The organism is Peptoniphilus hominis (ex Hitch et al. 2025), from assembly GCF_040096015.1.
GTDB lineage: Bacteria > Bacillota > Clostridia > Tissierellales > Peptoniphilaceae > Peptoniphilus_A > Peptoniphilus_A hominis.
On sequence record NZ_JBBMFO010000010.1, the window covers coordinates 1 to 21,083 of the forward strand.

General features: G+C 33.8%; 17 protein-coding genes and 3 tRNA genes. 14 read left to right on the forward strand and 6 right to left on the reverse strand.

Features of this window, described 5'->3' with window-relative positions:
- Window positions 1-270: 270 nt before the first annotated feature.
- The 3 genes from WMO19_RS04400 to WMO19_RS04410 all read right to left on the reverse strand — a co-directional run bounded on the left by WMO19_RS04400 (window position 271) and on the right by WMO19_RS04410 (window position 529).
- A tRNA-Phe gene (locus tag WMO19_RS04400) sits at window positions 271-346 on the reverse strand.
- A 7-nt stretch (window positions 347-353) separates the two neighbouring features.
- Window positions 354-430, reverse strand: a tRNA-Ile gene (locus WMO19_RS04405).
- Window positions 431-437: 7 nt separating this feature from the next.
- Window positions 438-529, reverse strand: a tRNA-Ser gene (locus WMO19_RS04410).
- Between the two features lie 258 nt (window positions 530-787).
- On the opposite strand from WMO19_RS04410, the gene WMO19_RS04415 reads away from it, so the two are divergent.
- The 3 genes from WMO19_RS04415 to WMO19_RS04425 all read left to right on the forward strand — a co-directional run bounded on the left by WMO19_RS04415 (window position 788) and on the right by WMO19_RS04425 (window position 7,931).
- Window positions 788-2,848, forward strand: a complete 2,061-nt coding sequence (locus tag WMO19_RS04415; RefSeq protein WP_349170339.1) for a heavy metal translocating P-type ATPase — start codon at window positions 788-790, stop codon at window positions 2,846-2,848.
- Between the two features lie 267 nt (window positions 2,849-3,115).
- The gene (locus WMO19_RS04420; protein ID WP_019124611.1) at window positions 3,116-3,286 is read left to right on the forward strand and encodes a DUF362 domain-containing protein; all 171 of its coding nucleotides are present in this window, start codon (window positions 3,116-3,118) and stop codon (window positions 3,284-3,286) included.
- Between the two features lie 367 nt (window positions 3,287-3,653).
- Window positions 3,654-7,931: an acyl-CoA dehydratase activase-related protein gene (locus WMO19_RS04425; protein ID WP_349170341.1), complete on the forward strand. Its 4,278-nt coding sequence runs from the start codon at window positions 3,654-3,656 to the stop codon at window positions 7,929-7,931.
- Window positions 7,932-8,051: 120 nt separating this feature from the next.
- Here the strand turns inward: WMO19_RS04425 and WMO19_RS04430 are convergent, their stop codons facing one another.
- Together WMO19_RS04430 and WMO19_RS04435 are read right to left on the reverse strand one after the other, a co-directional pair.
- Complete coding sequence (locus WMO19_RS04430) at window positions 8,052-8,996, reverse strand: copper amine oxidase N-terminal domain-containing protein (protein WP_332086586.1); 945 nt, start codon at window positions 8,994-8,996, stop codon at window positions 8,052-8,054.
- A 14-nt stretch (window positions 8,997-9,010) separates the two neighbouring features.
- Window positions 9,011-9,493 (reverse strand): hypothetical protein, encoded by a 483-nt coding sequence (locus WMO19_RS04435; protein WP_332086585.1) that lies wholly within the window; start codon window positions 9,491-9,493, stop codon window positions 9,011-9,013.
- Between the two features lie 99 nt (window positions 9,494-9,592).
- On the opposite strand from WMO19_RS04435, the gene WMO19_RS04440 reads away from it, so the two are divergent.
- From WMO19_RS04440 to WMO19_RS04460, 5 genes are read left to right on the forward strand one after another with little or no spacing between them, the layout of a single operon-like run.
- Entirely contained in the window at window positions 9,593-10,915 is a 1,323-nt protein-coding gene (locus WMO19_RS04440; protein WP_349170344.1) for a CCA tRNA nucleotidyltransferase, read from the forward strand.
- A 4-nt stretch (window positions 10,916-10,919) separates the two neighbouring features.
- Window positions 10,920-12,263: a phosphoglucosamine mutase gene (gene glmM, locus WMO19_RS04445; RefSeq protein WP_349170346.1), complete on the forward strand. Its 1,344-nt coding sequence runs from the start codon at window positions 10,920-10,922 to the stop codon at window positions 12,261-12,263.
- Window positions 12,264-12,272: 9 nt separating this feature from the next.
- Complete coding sequence (locus WMO19_RS04450; RefSeq protein ID WP_349170348.1) at window positions 12,273-13,106, forward strand: DegV family protein; 834 nt, start codon at window positions 12,273-12,275, stop codon at window positions 13,104-13,106.
- Window positions 13,107-13,114: 8 nt separating this feature from the next.
- Complete coding sequence (locus tag WMO19_RS04455; protein WP_349170349.1) at window positions 13,115-14,239, forward strand: 5-bromo-4-chloroindolyl phosphate hydrolysis family protein; 1,125 nt, start codon at window positions 13,115-13,117, stop codon at window positions 14,237-14,239.
- Between the two features lies 1 nt (window position 14,240).
- Window positions 14,241-15,365: a toxic anion resistance protein gene (locus tag WMO19_RS04460; protein ID WP_349170351.1), complete on the forward strand. Its 1,125-nt coding sequence runs from the start codon at window positions 14,241-14,243 to the stop codon at window positions 15,363-15,365.
- Window positions 15,366-15,458: 93 nt separating this feature from the next.
- Here WMO19_RS04460 and WMO19_RS04465 read toward each other — a convergent pair whose 3' ends face one another.
- Window positions 15,459-16,031: a xanthine phosphoribosyltransferase gene (locus WMO19_RS04465; RefSeq protein ID WP_349170353.1), complete on the reverse strand. Its 573-nt coding sequence runs from the start codon at window positions 16,029-16,031 to the stop codon at window positions 15,459-15,461.
- Between the two features lie 95 nt (window positions 16,032-16,126).
- On the opposite strand from WMO19_RS04465, the gene WMO19_RS04470 reads away from it, so the two are divergent.
- The 6 genes from WMO19_RS04470 (at window position 16,127) to rimI (ending at window position 21,080) form a co-directional block, all read left to right on the forward strand.
- Complete coding sequence (locus tag WMO19_RS04470) at window positions 16,127-16,726, forward strand: hypothetical protein (protein WP_349170355.1); 600 nt, start codon at window positions 16,127-16,129, stop codon at window positions 16,724-16,726.
- Window positions 16,717-18,960, forward strand: a complete 2,244-nt coding sequence (locus tag WMO19_RS04475) for a DUF3160 domain-containing protein (RefSeq protein WP_349170357.1) — start codon at window positions 16,717-16,719, stop codon at window positions 18,958-18,960. The genes WMO19_RS04470 and WMO19_RS04475 overlap by 10 nt, the downstream gene beginning before the upstream one ends.
- 83 nt (window positions 18,961-19,043) lie before the next feature.
- The gene (locus WMO19_RS04480) at window positions 19,044-19,577 is read left to right on the forward strand and encodes a nitroreductase family protein (protein ID WP_349170358.1); all 534 of its coding nucleotides are present in this window, start codon (window positions 19,044-19,046) and stop codon (window positions 19,575-19,577) included.
- The gene (gene tsaE, locus WMO19_RS04485; protein ID WP_349170360.1) at window positions 19,561-20,019 is read left to right on the forward strand and encodes a tRNA (adenosine(37)-N6)-threonylcarbamoyltransferase complex ATPase subunit type 1 TsaE; all 459 of its coding nucleotides are present in this window, start codon (window positions 19,561-19,563) and stop codon (window positions 20,017-20,019) included. The genes WMO19_RS04480 and tsaE overlap by 17 nt, the downstream gene beginning before the upstream one ends.
- The gene (gene tsaB / locus WMO19_RS04490) at window positions 20,000-20,674 is read left to right on the forward strand and encodes a tRNA (adenosine(37)-N6)-threonylcarbamoyltransferase complex dimerization subunit type 1 TsaB (RefSeq protein ID WP_349170362.1); all 675 of its coding nucleotides are present in this window, start codon (window positions 20,000-20,002) and stop codon (window positions 20,672-20,674) included. Before tsaE ends, tsaB begins: the two co-directional genes overlap by 20 nt.
- On the forward strand, window positions 20,646-21,080 hold the full coding sequence (gene rimI / locus WMO19_RS04495; RefSeq protein WP_349170363.1) for a ribosomal protein S18-alanine N-acetyltransferase: 435 nt from the start codon (window positions 20,646-20,648) through the stop codon (window positions 21,078-21,080). The genes tsaB and rimI overlap by 29 nt, the downstream gene beginning before the upstream one ends.
- Window positions 21,081-21,083: the final 3 nt, after the last annotated feature.

Consider the following 21,083-nt stretch of genomic DNA (forward strand, 5'->3'; position numbering starts at 1 on the left):
CTAAATGCGTATAAGTGCAATTTTTTTATATAAAAATATCTGTTAGAGATTTACTCCCCAACAGATATTATAGAGCCTTTTTAATTATATTTTAAATTTTGAGGCTCCTTAGTGGGAGTCTTTCTTTTTCTATATATGTAAAACATTATTGGACTCCTTATAAAAAACTTTTTTATGTGACATGGGGAGAAAATAAAAACTAAAACTTAAAAATATTAAATTTAGGAAAAAACAATAAAAAAAAAAAGAGTACCAGACTTGGTACTCTTATGGTGCCCAGAGCCGGAATCGAACCAGCGACACGAGGATTTTCAGTCCTCTGCTCTACCGACTGAGCTATCTGGGCAAGTTAATGGTGGGCCTTCAGGGACTTGAACCCGGGACCTACCGGTTATGAGCCGGGCGCTCTAACCAACTGAGCTAAAGGCCCTCACCATTGGCGGAGAAAGAGGGATTTGAACCCTCGCGACCCTAATCGGGACCTACTCCCTTAGCAGGGGAGCCTCTTCAGCCACTTGAGTATTTCTCCAAATCGAAGGTCACTCTTTAGCAACTTACTTTATCTATTCTAACGGACCAGAAGTTTTTTGTCAACTATTTTTTACAAAAAATTTAAAATCTTTTTATAGTTTCAACCTATTTAAGGGACCCTGCTCAAGCATTATCTCATACTTCTTAAAAAAAATAAAGTTAAAAAATGATATTGACATAAAATTAAATTAACCCTATAATGAACGTATGAACAAATATCGAATTCTAATTTGTGTTATTTTAGCGGGAGGTAATTATGAATAAATATATTTTTCACTTAAAGGGACTTACTTGTGCAAACTGCGCAGGAAAAATTGAAGAAAAACTTAAAGTGACGCCTGGCATGATAAATCTCAACTACGATTTTTTAAATGATGAGCTTACTTTTGAATCTGAAAAAGAATCTAAGGATTTAAAAAATGAAATTCAAGAAATAGTTGACTCTATAGAAGATGGCGTAACAGTTACAGAAGACTTAAATGAAGAGATTGAGGAAGAAGAGGAGGAAGAAAACTTTTCTATTTATAAGTGTATCTTTGTCTTTTTTGGAATAATAATTCTACATTTTTTAAATCTTCCTGAAAAAATTAGATTTGTTTCTTACATAGTTTTATATGTAATTATTGGATACGATATAGTTAAAGCTTCCATTTCAAAAATTGCCACGGGAAATTTTATGGATGAAAAATTTCTAATGACAGTGGCATCTATTGCAGCTATTATTTCTGGAGAGTACGCCGAAGCTGTTGCTGTAATGCTATTTTATACTGTTGGCGAAATAATTCAAGATAGGGCTGTAGATAGTTCAAAGAAATCAATTAGAGAAGCCTTAAAATTAAAACCTGAATTTGCAAATTTAAAGAAGGGTCAGGAGATAAGTAAAGTTGATCCAACGGAAGTTTCTGTTGGTGAAGTAATTGTAATTATGCCTGGAGAAAAAGTGCCTCTCGATGGAAAAATAATTAAGGGTGCATCAAATCTTGACACTTCAAATATTTCTGGCGAGTTTGCACCAATTTCTCTTGAAGTTGGTGACGAAATAACTTCAGGTTTTGTCAACTTAGACTCATCTCTTGAAGTTGAAGTTACAAAGGAATATAAAGAGGGGACAATTGCAAAAATTATTGACATGGTAAAAAATGCCAGTACAAACAAGGCAAAAGTTGAGAAATTCATCACAAGATTTGCAAAAATTTACACACCTATTGTCATAGGTCTTGCAATCTTACTTTTCCTAGTTTTAAATTTTGCAAGTTCACTAACTTTTAAAGAATCAATTTATAGGGCTGCCATATTTTTGGTAATATCCTGTCCTTGTGCTTTAGCAATTTCTGTTCCTCTTACAATTTTTGCAGGAATTGGCTCTCTTTCAAGAAGATCAATTTTTGTAAAGGGAGGAAATTCTATTGAAGCTTTGACAGATATTGATGGTGTTGCCTTTGATAAGACAGGAACAGTTACTAAGGGCGAATTTACTCTCGCAGAAGTTGAAGAAATAAAGGCTACAAGAGATGAAATTTTGGAAATTGCAGCAGTGGGAGAGATGTACTCAACTCATCCTATTGCAAAGGCAATTGTAAAAAGTTTTAAAACTGCAAAGACGCCTGAACACTTAAATAACATTGGTGGTAAGGGAATTGAGTTTGAATTAGGAGGCAAATCTTATCTAGTTGGCAATAAAAAATTAATGGACGACTTTTCTTTAAAACTTGAAAAGGAAGGAAGTTCAAATTTTGTAGATGTCTTTGTTGCCGATAAAAATGAAATTTTGGGAATTATAAAACTAAAAGATGAGATAAAAGAAGGAGTAAAGGAAAGTGTTGATAATCTTCACAAGAGGGGCGTAAAGACTTATATGTTCTCTGGCGACAAGGAAAATGTAGTTAAGGAAATAGCCACTGAGGTTGGAATAGATTATTACAAGGGATCACTTCTTCCTGATGACAAGGTTAGGGAAATAAGGGAAATCGAAAAAAATAAAAAGATTGCCTTTGTTGGAGACGGAACTAATGACGCGCCTTCACTAGCAAGCGCCTACCTAGGCATAAGTATGGGCAGCGGATCTGACATCGCCATTGAAACTTCAGATATAGTTTTATTAAAAAATGACATTTCTTCTGTAGTAAGAGCAATTGATATTGCAAAAAAAGTAAAAAAGATTGCTTATCAAAATATTTTTATAGCCCTAATTTTAAAGGTAGTAGTCCTAGTTCTTGGCGCAATAGGATATGTTTCCATGCCACTTGCTGTTTTTGCCGATGTGGGAGTTGCCCTTATATGCATTTTAAATTCTCTTAGAGTTTTTAAGGAGAAATAAAACATAGTAAAATGCTATGAATTATTAGTGTTAATAAATAGTTGGATAATTTTAAAAATAAATTTTTAAGGTTTTGGAATTTAAAAAATGTCACAAAAGCTTATAAAATAGAGAAATTTTATTATTTTTAATAAAATTAATAAAATTTCATCATAAAAAAATAACAATAATTATTGAAAAATTAAAATTATTATGTTACTATTATGTCAGAACATTATGAATATAAAAATTCATAAATTTTGGTATAATTTTATGGAGGTAAATTAAATGGCATATGTAATTAACGATTCTTGCATCGCTTGTGGTGCATGTCAACCAGAATGTCCAGTAGGATGTATTTCTGAAGGAGATATCTATACAATTGACGAAGCTCAATGTATCGATTGCGGTAGCTGTGCAGCTGTTTGCCCAGTTGGTGCTCCAAATCCTGAAGACTAATTACTTAAAAGAAAGATAGGTTTCCTGCCTATCTTTTTTTATTTTTAAACTATATTTGTTTTTAAAGAGAGAACTGTGTTTTCTCTTTTTTTATTGTAAAATTTTTGAAATTAAGTAAATATTTCACTATAAGTTCACAATTTCGGTTATAATAGATATAAACGAAAAGTTAAGAAATGTTTAATATTTTTATAATAAATATCAAACTTTATTTAAAAAAATATTGAATTAAGGCACTGAAAGTGCAATAATTATTTTTCATTATATTTTAGTTAATAAAAGATTAATAAAATTAAAATAAATTATTTTAAATGAAGTATTAGAAATTATACTCAATTTGCTTTTAATTTGAAAGGAGAAGTAGAGTATGCTAATTCATATGGGATTAGATGTTGGTTCCACTACTGTAAAACTTGTAATATTAGATGAAAAATTAAATATCTTGTATAAAACTTATAGAAGACATTATTCTGATGTTAGAAAAACTGTAAAGGATGTCATCAATGAAGTTTATAAGGACTTCAAATATGAGACAGTTACTGTAAATGTAACTGGAAGTGGTGGTCTTTCTGTCCACAAATTTTTGGATATAGACTTTATCCAAGAAGTTGTGGCTGGAAGGGAGGCAATATCTTGTTTCATTCCAAAAACTGATGTTGCCATTGAACTTGGTGGCGAAGACTCAAAAATTACTTACTTAAGAGGGTCTGTTGAACAGAGAATGAACAGTATTTGTGCTGGAGGCACTGGTGCCTTTATAGATCAAATGGCTTCTCTTCTTCAGACTGATGCTTCTGGCTTAAATGAAATGGCAAAGGATTATGAAAAATTATATCCAATAGCATCTCGCTGTGGTGTTTTTGCCAAGACTGATGTGCAAGCACTGATAAATCAAGGTGCCAGCAAGTCTGACATAGCCATTTCTGTCTTCCAATCAGTTGTCAACCAAACTATTTCAAACCTTGCTTGTGGCAGACCAATTAGGGGAAATGTTGCCTTTTTAGGTGGGCCCCTTCACTTTTTGCCAATGCTAAAGGAAAGATTTGTTGAAACTTTAAATTTAAGTGAAGATGAAATAATTTCTCCAGAAAATTCACAAATATTTGTGGCACTGGGAGCAGCTCTTTCAAGTTTTGACTCAAAGCCAATTTCCTTTGTGGAATTATTTAATCGCGTAAACAAGAGCGCCGACATAAACATCAAGGAAAGTGATGTAATGCCGCCACTTTTCACAAGTGATGAAGAAGTCATAGCCTTTCGTGAAAGACATAAGACTAAGTCACTTAAAAAAGTGGATTTAAAAAATTATGAAGGACCAATTTATTTGGGCATAGACTCAGGCTCAACCACATCAAAACTTGTGGCAATCTCTGATAAAAATGAACTACTTTACAGTTTTTATGGGTCAAATAAGGGCAATCCTCTTGATATAGCCATTGAAAACTTAAAAGAAATTTATAAAGAAAAAAATGACAAGGCGTACTTTGCTGGCTGCGGCACAACTGGATATGGGGAAGAATTTTTAAAGGCTGCACTTAATTTAGACTTTGGCGAAGTTGAAACTATCGCACACTTTACTGCTGCCAAATACTTTGATCCAGAAGTGGACTTTATTTTAGACATTGGCGGACAAGACATGAAGTCCATGAAAATTAGAAATGGCGTAATAGAATCAATACTTCTAAATGAAGCTTGCTCTGCCGGCTGTGGATCCTTCCTTGAAACTTTTGCACATTCAGTAAATATGAGTGCAGAAGAATTTGCCAAGGAGGCAACATTGTCAAGAAAACCAGTAGATTTAGGTTCACGCTGCACAGTTTTCATGAATTCCAATGTAAAGCAAGCTCAAAAGGAAGGGGCATCAGTGCCAGATATTTCTGCAGGACTTGCCTATTCTGTAATTAGAAATGCCATTCAAAAGGTAATAAAAATTAGGGACCCTAAGGAATTAGGCGAACACATAGTAGTTCAAGGCGGCACATTTTTGTCTGATGCAGTCTTAAGAGCTTTCGAAAACTTGACTGGTGTTGATGTTACAAGACCTGACATTGCAGGACTTATGGGTGCACTTGGAATGGCACTTATTTCTAAAGAAAAATCTACAGGTAAATCTAATTTAATATCTGAAGAAGAATTAGAAAAATTTGAATATAAATCAATTTCAACAAATTGTAGACAATGCACAAATAATTGTGCCCTTTCTGTAAATGTATTTCCCAATGGAAAGAGATACATCACAGGAAACAGGTGCGAAAAGGGAGCAGGTCGCTTAAGAAGTAAAGAAGATGAGCTGCCAAATATGTTCCGCTACAAATACGAAAGGGTCTTTGACTACAAGTCACTCTCAGAAAGGGAAGCTAAGCGTGGTCTAGTGGGCATACCTAGAGTTCTAAATATTTATGAAAACTATCCCTTCTGGCATACATTTTTCACAGAGCTTGGATATTCAGTAGTCCTTTCAAGTAAATCATCAAGGGAAATTTACGAAAAGGGAATAGAGACAATTACCAGTGAAACTGCTTGCTATCCAGCAAAAATTTCTCACGGTCACATAGAAGACCTGATAGAAAAGGGACTTGACTTTATATTTTACCCAGCAGTATTTTATGAAGAAAAGCAATTTGAAAAGGCAGACAACACATTAAACTGTCCTGTGGTGGCAGGCTACTCTGAAGTTATAAAGAACAATGTGGATGCCATAATTGATGGAAAAGTAAAATTTATGAATCCCTTTATTTCCTTTGACGACAGAAAAAAACTTGAGAAGAGACTTTCTGATATCTTCGACTTCATACCTAAAGACGAAGTGAAAAAAGCTGTCCGTGCAGCCTATGAAGAGCAAGACAGGTATAGACTTGATGTCTTAAATGAAGGCAACAGAATCTTAGAAGAAGTGACTAAAAAAAATCAAAGGGCAATAGTTTTATCAGGTAGGCCTTATCACATTGACCCAGAAATAAATCACGGCATACCAGAACTAATTACAAGCCTAGGTCTTGCTGTAATTTCTGAAGATGGAATTGCAAGAAATGTTGAAATCGACTCAAGACTTAGAGTCCTAGACCAATGGAATTATCACTCAAGACTTTACAGGGCGGCAAAATTTGTGGGAGAACATGAAAACTTAGAGCTTGTTCAACTTAACTCCTTTGGCTGTGGAATCGATGCAGTTACAACTGACCAAGTTCAACATATTTTAGAGTCCTACAACAAGATTTATACTGCCCTAAAAATTGATGAAGTTTCAAATTTAGGTGCCGTAAAAATTAGAATTAGGTCCTTAATTGAAGCAGCAGAAAAGAGAGAATTTGAAAAAATAGACGCTGAACTTGAAGGACTTCTTGACGATGATCCAGTAATGTTTACAAAGGAAATGAAGGAAGACTATACAATTTTAATGCCGCAAATGTCTCCACTTCACTTTAGCATTTTTGAACCAATCCTAAGACATGAGGGAATAAACATTGAACTCCTAGAAGATTCTGGTCACAAGGTTGTCAACGAAGGATTAAAATATGTAAATAACGATGCTTGTTATCCTTCGATTTTTGTAGTTGGACAATTTATTGATGCAGTAAAATCTGGCAAGTATGACACAAACCGCTTGGCTCTTCTCATGAGTCAAACTGGTGGCGCTTGTAGGGCATCAAACTATGTTGGCTTTATTAGAAAGGCATTAAAGGATGCAGGTTACGGTCATGTGCCAGTAATTGGACTTTCCTTCCAAGGATTTGAAAAGCACACAGGTCTTGAATTTGACAAAAAACAATTAGTTAGAATTGGCAGAAAATTAATTCAAGGAATGCTTTACGCAGATCTCATCATGCGACTTACTCAAGCAACAAGACCTTATGAAGTTATAAAGGGTTCAGCAAATATTTTGCGCGACAGATGGATTGACATTACCACATCAGAAGACTTAAATTGCAGCAAGAAAACTTTTATATCCAACATTAACAAGATGATTGGAGAATTTAATAGACTTGAAATAACAAACGAAAAGAAACCGAAAGTTGGAATCGTTGGAGAAATCTTAGTCAAGTATGATCCAGCTGCCAACAATCATGTGGCAGAACTTCTTGAAAAGGAAGGGGCAGAAGTTGTTATTCCTGATTTGACAGACTTTATGATGTACTCCTTTAAGAACGCAAGGGCAAAGGCTGATAAACTTTCAAAGTCAAGACTTACTGCCTTTGTATGTGAAATGGGAATTTCCTACATTGAATCCTACAGAAAGCATATTAGATTGGCACTTGAACCTACAAGGTTTATAGTTCCTGAAAAAATTGAAGAGATAATTGACTATGCAGAAAAGTATGTTGACCTTGGAAACCAATATGGTGAAGGATGGCTTTTGACTGGCGAAATGGTGGAACTAATTGAGTCTGGAGTGGAAAATATTGTCTGCGTCCAACCCTTTGGCTGTCTTCCAAATCACATCACAGGCAAGGGCGTCATAAAGGCAATAAGAAATTCCTACGAAAGGGCAAATATTATTCCAATTGACTATGACGCATCAGCATCAGAAGTAAATCAATTTAACAGAATTAAACTAATGCTTTCACAAGCCAAGAGAAACATGGAACAAGGCGAAGATAAATACAACAGAGGCTATTTAAAGAAAGCTGCCAGCTTAAAAAATTAAAATTTATTAAAGTTAAAAAAAAGAAGGACAAAAAATTTCCCCTCAGGCTTGAGGGGATTTTTCTTGTCCTAATTTATTAATCTTATTTAAATATAAATTTTCTAAATAAACTCGAAATAATTAGATTTTCTTAAAAATATTTTTCAAAGTTTCATCTTGTAATAAATTATTTGTACTATCTTGTTTTTTCTTTTCGTCGTTGTAAACTTGGATGTCCTTTTGAGGGTTGTAAGTTTGACCCTTAAGAGCTGCCTCAAAGGCATCCTTAGCTTCTTGCATCTTAACTTGGAAATCATTTAGTTCAATAATAAATTTTTTGGCAGAATCTTCATTTTTAGTCATAATAGATTCCTTAAGGCCAGGCAAAATTTCTAGTGCCTTTTCGCTTGCCCTTACAGTGTAATCGTGAGAATTTTTAAATTTATCTGGCACGCTCATATTTTTAATCTTATCAACAGTATTTCTAATTTCAGAATCTGCTCTGTCGTAGGCAGCATTTAAATCTGCATCTGAAAGTTTTGCTGCATTTTCAAAGAAACTTGATTTTAAATTGACAATAGATTTAGTCAAATCATTTTGCAAATTTTTAATTTCCTTTACATATGTTTCTTCATCAGTTGATAAATCTAGTATTGAAGAATTTGCTGAGTCCTTAATAATTACCTTAAAGTTGTCATTGTCCCACTTAACTTCAGCCTTTAAATTTTCAGCAACAAATCTTAGGGGAACAAAAGTGCGTTCGCTTTTTATAATAGCTGGTGCATCTAGTTCAAGATCTTTTCCATTAACCTTTGCCTTTTTTGAATCAATTTTTAATTCAATTGAAGTGTCCTTGCCCTTAACAGTAACAAGTCTTGCATCATTATTCCAACCTACTTCATAACCTAGTGTTTCAGAAATAAATCTAATGGGAACCATGGTTCTGTCATTTTGAATAAAGGGTGCAACGTCTGATTTAATAATTTTTCCATTGTACTCAATTACTGGGGTTCTAGCTGCAAATACATTTGAGCTAATAAAAATTAAGATTACTAGTGAGAATATAAGTGATTTAAATTTTTTCATTTTATTATTCCTCCTTATTTACTTGTACTTGTGTAAGAGTTTGGGTCAAATTGCTTTTCAATATAAATTAAGTTAGAATCCTTGTCACCTTGAAGTTCAATAAAAGCTCCATCTCTTTCTGTAGGTGAAACTTCACCCTTGTCATCATCCTTAAAGAATACAATGTATTCTTTGTTTGGTGTGAGAGTCTTAGGAAGGCTTACTTCAATTTGTGATAAGTCGCCCTTATAGTCCTTTAAGAAAGAAGTGTTCATGCCTTCTGCTGTTGAAGTTGAAATTCTAACTCTTGATATGTAATCAGAGTTTTTAATCAGTTCATTAACAGCTTCCTTGTCAAAGTTTGATGTAGTAATTTCTTCTTCGCTAGCTTCTTTTTCTACAGCAACAGAAGATATTTTTGCGTCATTAGTTTTTTCTGCCTTAGCACTTTTTTTGCCACAGCCTGCTAGACTAAGTGCTAAAGTAAAAGATACTAAAACAATTAATAATTTTTTCATAGCTACCTCCAATTTAGTTAATTATACCATAAATAAGCTGAAGAAGAATTATATAATTTTAAATTAAGGACAATATGATATAATAAAAAGGGTGATAGAATGCCAATAGAAGTGCTATTTATTTTAAATAAACTAAATGAGGAAGGCTTTGACGCCTACATTGTAGGAGGTTGCGTCAGGGACAAACTTTTGGGTCTTCATCCTCACGATTATGACATAACAACTTCTGCAAAGCCTCAGGAAATAAAAAGAGTTTTTAAAGATTTTAAAACTATATTAATAGGCGAAGAGTTTGGCACAGTTGGCGTTTTAATGAATGAAACTCTTTACGAAGTCACGACTTTTAGGATTGATGGCAAGTATTTAAATTTTAGAAAGCCAGAAAATGTAACTTTTTCAAAAAGTTTAAGAGAAGATTTGAAGAGGCGAGATTTCACAATAAATGCCATGGCTATGGATTCAAGTGGAGAGCTTTACGATCCCTTTGGAGGAAAAAAGGACTTAGATGATAAAATTTTAAGGGCTGTTGGCAGCCCTCATGAAAGAATAAAAGAAGATGCCATTAGAATTTTAAGGGCAATTAGGTTTGCAGGTAGATTTGATTTTTATATTGAAGATGAACTTTTCGATGCAATTTCCTTTGAAAGAAAACTCCTTAAAAAAATTTCCCCAGAGAGAATTTTTGATGAGTTTTCAAAGATGATAACATCAGAAAGACCTTCTTACTATCTACTTTTAATGGACGAGACTGGAGTTCTCGATGTAATTTTTCCAGAGCTAAAGAGGACAGTTGGCTTCTCACAATTTTCTCCCTACCACGACAAAACTCTCTTTGATCACTTAGTTTGTGTAATGGACGAAGTGAAACCGGACTTAGCTCTTAGACTTGCGGCGCTTTTTCACGACATATCAAAGGTTGACACACTTTCCATTGGCGAAGATGGCAGGGGACACTTTTACGGTCACGAAGTTTTGGGAGCAGATTTAGTTTCTGAAATTTTAAAGAGATACAGAGTCTCCAACAAAATTATTGATAAGGTAAAAATTTTAATTCTAGACCACATGAAGGTTCACAGTGAAATGACAGATAAGGCACTGAGAAGGCAGATAAAAAGAGTGGGAAGAGATAATGTATTGGACCTCTACGACCTTTTAATTGCCGATTGCAAGTGCACTAGAATTGATAGAGATGCAAGCTTTATTATAAAGAGAAAAAATAGGGTAAAAGAACTATTAGACGAAAAAGAAATGAAAACTGAAAAGTTTTTAGAGATAAATGGAAATGACATTAAAGCTTTGGGTTTTAAAGAAGGCAAGATTATTGGGAAAATCTTAAAAGATCTTGAAAACTTAGTTTTAGATGACCCAGAGAAAAACAAGAGAGACTACTTAATAGATTATATAGATAAAAATTACAGGTGATAAAATGACAAGATTATTTGGAACAGACGGAGTTCGTGGCATTGCCAATCAAAAACTAACTCCAAAATTATGCTACGATATTGGAAGGGCAGCTGCCTTTGTACTTACAAAAAATAAAAAGGGAAAAGTTTTAGTTGGAAGGGACACAAGACTTTCAGGCGATTTAGTAGAATCTGCTCTTATTGCAGGCTTTATGAGCCTTGGACTTGATGTAGATGTGGCTGGAGTGATTCCTACACCAGGAGTTGCTTACCTCACTAGGACTGGTGACTACCTTTGCGGAGTTTCTATATCTGCATCACACAATCCTTTTGAATACAATGGCATAAAGTTTTTCTCTAGCGATGGACTTAAGCTTGACGACAGTCTCGAAGATGACATTGAAGAAAAAGTTCTTTCCACTACAAAAATTTATAAAGATGTAACGGGAGACCAAGTGGGAAGAGTAAATAGGTCTCATGAATTTACAGAAAAATACATCTCTTACTTAAAGGGACTTACTGATGAGAGATTTGATGGATTTGAAGTTGCAGTAGATGCAGGAAATGGCGCTCAATCCTTTATAGCAGAAGAAGTTTTAAAAGCCTATGGAGCAAGGGTAAAAATTATAAATAATGAGCCCAATGGCAAAAATATCAACGATAAGTGCGGCTCAACAAACCCAAAATTAATTGAAGAACTTGTTAAAAGTGAAAAATCTCATATTGGCATGAGTTTTGACGGAGATGCCGACAGAATTATTGCCGTTGACGAAGAGGGAAAGGTTGTTGATGGCGACCACATCTTGGCAATTGCTGCAACATACTTAAAGGAAAATAATAAACTTAATAATAATGCAGCTGTAGGTACTATAATGTCAAATATGGGCTTAAAAAAATACCTTGAATCCATAGACGTTGATTTTATAGAAACAAAAGTTGGGGACAGATACATTTTGGAAAGAATGTTAAAGGATGATTATATAATTGGGGCAGAACAATCTGGTCATGTCATCTTCCTTGACTACAATACAACAGGTGACGGACTTGCAACGGGAATACACCTTTTAGAAATTATGAAAAAAACTGGCAAAAAATTGTCAGAATTAAATGGACTTATGAAGGACTATCCACAAGTTTTAAAAAATGCAAGGGTTAGAGACGAATTAAAAAATAGATACGAAGAATTTCCTGATATAATTAAGGCAATAAGAGAAGTGGAAGAAGCTTATCACGGAAGTGGAAGAGTTGTAATTAGACCATCTGGTACAGAAGCTCTTGTTCGCGTTATGATTGAAGGCGAAGACACTGTTAAACTTTCACAAGATGCTGATAAACTGGTAAAAATTATTGAAGAGAAACTGAATTAGGAGCAAATAATGTACAAAATAATATCAGATACAAGCTGTGATTTATCGAAAGAAGAAATAAAAGAATTGGGAATTGAATATGTACCCTTTAAAATTTCTATTGATGGCGTTGAGTATGAAGATGATGACAATTTAAATATGGAAGAATATTTGGACAAAATGGAAAAGACAGAAAACGCAATAAAGACAGCTTGTCCATCCCCCTATGATTATTTAAAAATTATTGAAGAAAATTCCGACAAGGACCTTTATATTCTTACAATTTCCTCAAAATTATCCGGATCTTACAATTCTGCCAAAATTGCAGAACAGGAAGCAAGGGAGAAGTTTAAGGACATAAAAATTCATGCAATTGACACAAAGGCTGCCTCAGCAGGGCACACAAGAGTTGTTTTAAAACTTTTAGATTTAGTTAAGGATAAAAGTTTTGAAGAAGTTGTGCCTGCCATCGAAAGTGAAGTCAACAATTCTACAACTATGTTTGTCCTTGAAAGCATGAAAAATTTAATAAAAAACGGAAGAATAAAAAAGTCTGCTGGCCTCATTGCCAATGTCTTAAATATTAGACCTATTATGATTTCAAAGGATGGAGATATTGAACTATTTGAGATCAATCGAGGTATAAAAAAATCTCTTGATAAGATGATTAAGGCAATTGGAAGTGAATGCAAAGCAGGTGCCCCAAATCTTATTACAATTTCCTATGTCAAGAACAAAGAGCGTGCAGAGCAAATTAAAGATAAAATTGAAGAACTATACCAAGATGTAATAGTTCATGTGAGACACACTAATGGTCTTTCCTCTGGATACGCAGACATTGGAGGTATTGTAATAGGTTTTTGAGGTGAATTATGAGAAAAAGCGAAAATGAAAAAAATTTTGAAGAAAAAATTAATACTGCTTTTAGAGAAGAAAATTTTAAAGAGATTGGCGATTTAATTGGCGAGGGGATTGACACTGCCATTGATGTAACTAGGTCATCTCTCAACAAATTTATAAATAAAAACAAGGTGGATTTGCCCTACAGCGTGCAAAATGACGACAGAATTATAAATCAAAACCCAAAAACTGTTAAAAGAGTGAAGACTTGGGGCTTTATTGCCAAGGCTTCAATAGTTGTTCACCTATTTGCACTCTTTGGATTTCTAATGGACATGTTTGATACTTATGGAACAATTAGAGAAGATCTCCCAGCTTTAATTTTCTGGGTTCTACCTGCTCTTGTAATTTCTTTTTATCTAAATTACAGAGTAAAAAAAGATAAGGATCAAATAATTAGATTTAGAAAGTACAATCGTGAAATTGGAAATAACACAGTTATACCAACAGCTGACCTTGCTGCTATAACTGCAAAGCCAATTGATTTTACAATAAATGATCTCTTAAATATGATTGAAAAGGACTATTACAGACAAGCTCGAATTGTGGAAAATGGCGAACTTTTTATTTTAGATTCCAATACCTATAAGCTTTACAAGGAAGAAATGCTTCGCGACCCCAAGGAAAGGTATGAGGAGCTAGAAGAAAAGGAAAGTAATGCTCTTGTAGAAGAATATTTATCTAGGGCAAAAAGAGATGTAACAGCTTTAACAGAAATGACTCCAAAACTTAGAGAGCCAATGAAAGCTAAGATAAGTGAATTTTTACAAATAGTTGGGAAAATTTTTGAACTTTTAAAGGAAAATCCAAATACAGCAAAGGATTTAGACAAGGTCATAAATTTTTACTTGCCAACCACAGTAAAACTCATGGATAATTACATCGACCTAAGTGAAAAACCAACAGATTCAGTAAAATCATCTTTAAAATCAATGGAGCAAACTATGGATTTAGTAAATGATGGATTTATGAAAATGTTAGATAATATTTACCAAGAAAAGATCATGGACCTTTCAAGTGACATGAGTGTTTTAAAATCAATGCTTAGACAAGAAGGACTTTTAGACCAAGATAACTTTAATTTAGGAGGAAAATAAAATGGATAAAGAAATAAAATTATCCTTAACAGATGATTTCGAAGATCTAAATAAAGACAATGTATTACATGAAATGAAATTAGTTGACGAAAAAAATGAAGTGAGATTAAGTCCTGAAGAAGAAAAACAAGTTGAGGAATTTGCAAAGACAATTGATATAACAAATTCAAATATAGTTTTGCAATATGGAATTGGGGCACAGAGAAAAATTTCTAACTTTTCAGAAAAAACTCTTGAAAGTGTCAAGACTAAGGACCTTGGCGAAGTTGGCGACTTGCTCTCTGGTGTGGTAAATGAACTAAAGAGCTTTGATGTCGATGAAGATGACAACAAACTAGTTGGATTTTTCAAAAAGCAACTTAATAGTGTCACTTCTTTAAAGACAAAATACGATTCTGCAGAAAAAAATGTAAACAACATTATAAAGGCACTTGAAGACCATCAAGTCACTCTCATGAAAGACATTGCTATGCTGGACCAGATGTATGAACTAAATGAAAATTATTACAAGGAACTTAGCATGTACATACTTGCTGGCAGAAAAAAATTGGAAGAAGCAACAAATGTTGAACTTCCAAAACTTCAAGCAAGGGCACAAGAGACAAACCTACCTGTAGATGCACAAGTGGCAAATGATTATGTAAATATGATTAGCAGGTTTGAGAAGAAACTTCACGATTTGGACTTAACTAGAATGGTTTCAATTCAAATGGCGCCACAAATTAGAATGGTGCAATCATCAAACACAGTTATGGTTGAAAAAATTCAATCCACAATTGTAAATACAATTCCACTTTGGAAGTCTCAAATGGTAATTGCCCTAGGTGCAAATCACTCTAAGGAAGCTGCCAAGAGCACCAAGGAAGTAACTGATTTAACTAATAAACTTTTGAAGAAAAATGCAGAGACCTTAAAGCAAACTACAGTTGACACTGCAAGGCTTTCTGAAAGAGGAATAGTCGACATTGACACAATTAAGCACACCAATGACCAACTTATATCTGCTTTAAATGAAGTTCGTCAAATTCAAATTGAAGGCCACAAGAAGCGCGAAGAAGCATCACTTGAATTAAGAAAGATTGAAGAAAATTTAAAGTCTTCACTAATAGAAATTGCCAATAAATAATTTTAAATTTTAAAAAACTTAATAAAATGATAAAAGCCGAGAAGAAATCTTCTCGGCAATTTTTTTCATAAAATATTATTTAAGTTATAAAACTTATCTAAAGCTTATTTTTCCCTCTTCAATTGAATCAATAATGGCAAGGGAAAGTAAATCGTAGCCCATATCCCTTATAATTTTGCCGCCTTCTTGGAAGCCCTTTTCTATGGCAACTGATACTCCAGATACAGTTGCCCCTGCTTGATTTGCAACATCAATTAGTCCCTTTAGGGCATTTCCTTCAGCCAAGAAGTCGTCGATTATAAGTAAATTGTCTTCAGGAGACAAAAATCTTTTAGAAACTGTAATTGTATAATTTTTCTTTGTAGTAAAGGATTCAACCTTTGATTCATAAACATCGTCGCCAATATTTAAAGTTTTTTGCTTTTTACAAAAGACGACCATGGCATCGTCAAAATGCTTTGATGCAACAGTGGCAAGGGCAATGCCACTTGCTTCAATTGTAAGGATTTTATTTATTTTTTTATCTTTAAAATAGTTTGCCATCTCTGCGGCAAGGTTATCCAAAAATTTTATGTCAAGTTGGTGATTTAAAAATGAATCTACCTTTACAATATTTCCATCTAAAATTCTTCCGTCTTTAATAATTCTTTCTTCTAATAATTTCATTTTACACCTCTCGATTTATTTTAAGTCATTAGGATAAACTAATCAAGACCAGTAATTATTTATTAAAAAAATATCTACTGTGGTATAATAAAGATATGAAGTACATATTTTTGTTATTAATTTTTTTGACGGCCTGCTCTAAGGACATAGTTTTAGATAGGATAGAGATTAATGATGTAAGTGCAGAAATTATTTCTCAGGACCATAAATTTGGCAGGGATTTAAAAATAAAGGCTAAGGGCAATGAATTTATTATTGATGTAGAGGAACTTAAAGCTTGGAAAGTTGATTTTTGTAATGTTGATGGAGGTGAGATGGAGCTTGCACTTGGCGTTTACAAAAAGACGCCCTTTGATCCAAAATTTGATAGGAGATGTTTCTTATACAATATTGACTTTAAAAATAGAAAGTTAAAGCCAAAACTTAGAATTTCGAGACTCTATAATCCTATTGTGGATTTTAATTTGTGCGATATTGATGGCGACTCTTACGACGAAATTATTTCAATCGAGAAAAATATTGATGGCAATTATTTATTTGGAGTCTATGACTGGACTAACTTCGCCTTTCAAAGAAACCACGGCAGCATGATTTTAAAGGAAGAGCCAAAGTTTTTAGATAAGGAGAAAAAAGTTGAAATTAATGGCAGCGAGAGAGAATTATATTTAGAGGGAGATGAAATTAAATGGAAGTAAGGAAAAAAATACTTATTGCTTCACTTATAGGACTTTCACTTTTGACAGGATGTAAAAATAATAAAGTGAACTTGCCAGAAAAGGAAGCGGCAAAAATTGAACTGAAGGACACAAAATTTTTAGATGAAATGGAAAATAAAACTACATATATTGACTACAAGCTTTCTGACTTTACGCCAAGTGTGAAAGATTATAAGGTAGCTGAAGATTTTTCCAATGTAGTTAATTTTTCAAAATATGGAGATTTTACAGACAAGCAAAAAGAAATGCTTCTAAAAAATGGTTTTGTAATTACTAAACCAAAGAATTTAGAAGACAATGAGTACATGGAAGAGCCTTGGAACTATGAATTTGACCAAATTCACCAAATTTATGAAGACAACGAGTATCAATTCTTGGCAAGTTTTGTGACAACTGATTCAGTAACTCACATCTTCCACATTTTTTATGATGGATTTTTGAGAAATCTTGAAAAAGATGAGCTTTATCCAAAATCTATTGACTTAAATAAAAAATTACTTGCAGAAAATATTAGTCTTTATGAAGAAATCAAAAATGAAAGATTAAAGGACCTACAAATAAAAAATATTGTCTTTATTGCCACTGGTCTTAAACTCTTGGGAGAAGAGCCAGAAAATTTGCCAGGAAAGGCAAAAGAATTAGTTGACGAAGAAATGAAAAATGTATCTCAAGAGGGAGTTTCTACATCTGTTATAAGTGGAAGAGATGTAGACTATTCACAACTTAAACCAAGAGGACACTACACTCGCAGCGAAGAATTAAAAAAATATTTTTCAGGCACAATGTATTTTGGTCAAGTTGGACTATTTATAGAAAATGATGGAAAACCTGATGAAGATAGTATCTTGCAAGGACTACTTCTAACTCACTCAATTTATAAAAATCCTGAAATTTTAAAGACTTGGGAAGATTTAGTTGAGCCAATTGACTTTTTAGTTGAATCTGCCGATGACCTTTCTATAAGAGAATATGCGAGGACGCTTTATGGAGTCTACGGAAAAGATTTTGACATAAATAAATTAGATGATGAGAAAAATTTAAGTAGTGCCTATAAAGTTTTAAGTGACTATCCTGATCCACAAGTAGCTGGTTTTATGGGCAAGTCCTTTAGATTTATGCCACAAAGAGCTGTCATGGATAGCGTCCTTATGCAAAATGTCGTTGACATAGCGAGGGATGACAAGCCATCTGATAGACCAATTTATTCTGGTCTAGACCTTATGACTGCCTTTGGCAATGAAAAGGCAAGGGAAATTCAAAAGGAAGATCCATATAATTCTCACTGGGATAAGTACCAAGAGAAGACTGATGAAAATATAGCTACTGTGAAAAAAATGGATGACTTAGATTGGCAAAAGAATATGTATCGAGGCTGGCTATGGATGCTAAAGTCCTATGACCAAAAATTTGGCGAAGGCTACCCAATGTTTATGAGAAATGATGCTTGGGAAAGGAAGGACCTAGTATCTGCCCTTGGATCTTTTGCAGAGTTAAAACACGACACAGTTTTATATGGCAAGGCTGTCATGGCAGAAATGGGTGGCGGAGGAGATTTTGAAATTCCAAAATCCTACGTTGAACCAAATGTAGAGCTTTACGAAAAATTAAATTGGCTTCTTGAATTTACAAAGGTCAATTTAAAAAATCGCGATATGTTAAGCTCCAAGTATGAAGAAAAAATAAATAACTTCCAAGCCATGGTAGTGAAGTTTAGAGACCTTTCTATTAAAGAACTTCAAAATGAGCCACTAACAGAAGAAGAGATTGAATACCTATTGTACATTGGTGGAGAAATGGAAAGTCTAATGGTTGACTTCGTAGAATCTACAGACGAAAATCAAATCTCTTATTGGTATGAAATCCAAAATGCAACAGACAGGAGGATGCCAGTTGTAGTTGACTTAATGAGAGTTGTAGAAAATAGCGTTGGCCTTCCTAAGGATGAAATTTCTCACATAGGAACAGGCAAGCCAATGGAAATTTTTGTAATCTATCCTCATGAGGGAAAACTTTACATGGGTAGGGGCGCAACTTTCTCCTACTACGAATTTTTAAATAAGGAAAGACTTACTGATGAAGAATGGCAAAAGATGGTTTATGACGAAGTAATAGATTTTCCAGCTTGGTACAAGGACCTTGTGACAGAAGAAAAGGAAGCTATAGAATTTGATAGCTATGGACCAGATTATGAAGAAAGCTTGTATAAAGAATAGTTAAAGAGGGCCAGTCCCTCTTTTTTTCTTGCAAAATTTTAAATTTGAAATTAACATGTGTTATAATGTTTTGAGGTGATAATATGCTTTTAGAATTAGTTGAAAAGAGAAGAAGTATAAGAAAATTTACTGACGAAAAAGTTTCTGATGAGGACTTAAAGGAAATTTTAACTATTGCACTTCATGCCCCAACGGCAAAAAATAGAAATCCAGTGAGGTATATTGTAATTCGAGATAAAAAAAGGCTAGAAGAACTTTCTAACTTTAAGAAAAATTCGGCTAAGTTTCTTGCAAATGCAAATCTTGCCATTGCTGTCATTACAGACAAAGAAATTGCAGCAAATACCAACCATCAAGATGCATCTATAGCTGCAACTTTTATTTTACTTGCCGCAGCTGACTTAGATCTTGGTGCAACTTGGGCAAATGTAGTTGATGCAAGACATGAATCTGGAATTTCTGCTCAAGAATTTTTACACAAATTTTTTGACTTAGAGGACAAGTTTGATGTGGAATGTATAATTGGCATAGGTCATCCAGCAGAAGAAAAGTCAGAAAAAGTTCCCTTTGAATATTCTGAAAATGTATTTGAGGATCTCAATGATAAAGTTAAATAATTTAGAAGAAACGGAAAAATTTGGAAGGTTTTTGGGGGAAAATTTAAGACCAGGAGATGTACTTTGCCTCAACGGAGACTTGGGAGCAGGTAAGACTACTCTCACGAAGAGCATTGCCCTTGGACTTGGCATTGATGACTATGTAACTAGCCCAACTTTTACCATAGTTAATGAATACTATGGCAAGATTAACCTTTATCACATTGACACCTATCGCCTTGACGACAAAGTTGATGTGGCTTATCTTGGCTTTGATGAATACTTTTATTCTGATGGCGTGACAATAGTGGAATGGGCAGAAAAAATTAAGGAGGCTCTTCCAGAGGAATATATTGAGATAAATATTTCATCAAGTGGAGACACTAGAGAGCTTGAAATTAATTTTATTGGCAATAGATTTGAAAGGCTGAAGGAGAAATTAAATGAAAGTTTTGGGAATTGACACTTCTACAAAGACAACGGCAATAGGACTTATTGAAGACGAGGAAGTCCTTTGCGATTATAATTTAACAGGTCGTGTGGCTCACTCTGAATCTGTAACAGATATGATTCATGAAATTTTTAAAAAATTTGAATTTACCCTAGAAGACATAGATTTAATTGCAGTGGGTCTAGGTCCAGGGTCTTTTACAGGTCTAAGAATTGGCATTACTATAGCCAAGGTCATGGCTTTTGCCCTTGATGTAGATGTAATTGGAGTTTCATCTCTTCTTGCAAATTCCATGTCAGATTATGGTATTGTGTCAACAATAGTTGATGCAAGGCGTGGCAATGTCTATGCTTCAATAATAAAAAATGAGGACGAGCCAGAAGTTCTATTTGAAGATGAAATTCTATCCTTTGAGAAATTCAAAGATGAACTCAATAAATACCAAGAAATAACTATTGCAGGACTTGATGGAGATAAATTTATTGGAGAAATTAGTAATGGCAAATTGTCAAAAAATAAGGCAATGAGGGGCTCAAACATTGCAAGGCTGGGTCTAATAGACTACAAAAAGAATGGTCCCATGGACGCCTTTAATTTAGTTCCTAATTATTTAAAAATTTCTCAGGCAGAAGCACAATATGAAAAGAATAACGAGACTGGCAAATAAAAATGATGTAGATGGAATTTATGAAATTGAAGCAGCAAACTTCAACTTTCCTTGGTCAAAAAATGCCATAGAAAATTCCATTATCAATGATGACTTGCAGGACATAGTAATAACTGAAGTTGATGGAATCTTAGTAGGCTACATCAGCTACATGATAGTCTTCGATGAGATTCACATAGCAAATGTTGCTGTGAGAAGTGAATACAGGGGACAAAAAATTTCTCTTGACCTCTTTGATTTTTTGACAAAAAAAGCAGATGAGGAGAAATTAAAAATAACTTTAGAAGTTGCAGAGAAAAATAAAATTGCAATTAATTTATACAGAAAATATAATTTTAAAATATCAGGAATGAGAAAAAATTATTACGGCATTGACAGAGATGCCTATATAATGTGGAGGGAGTGATGA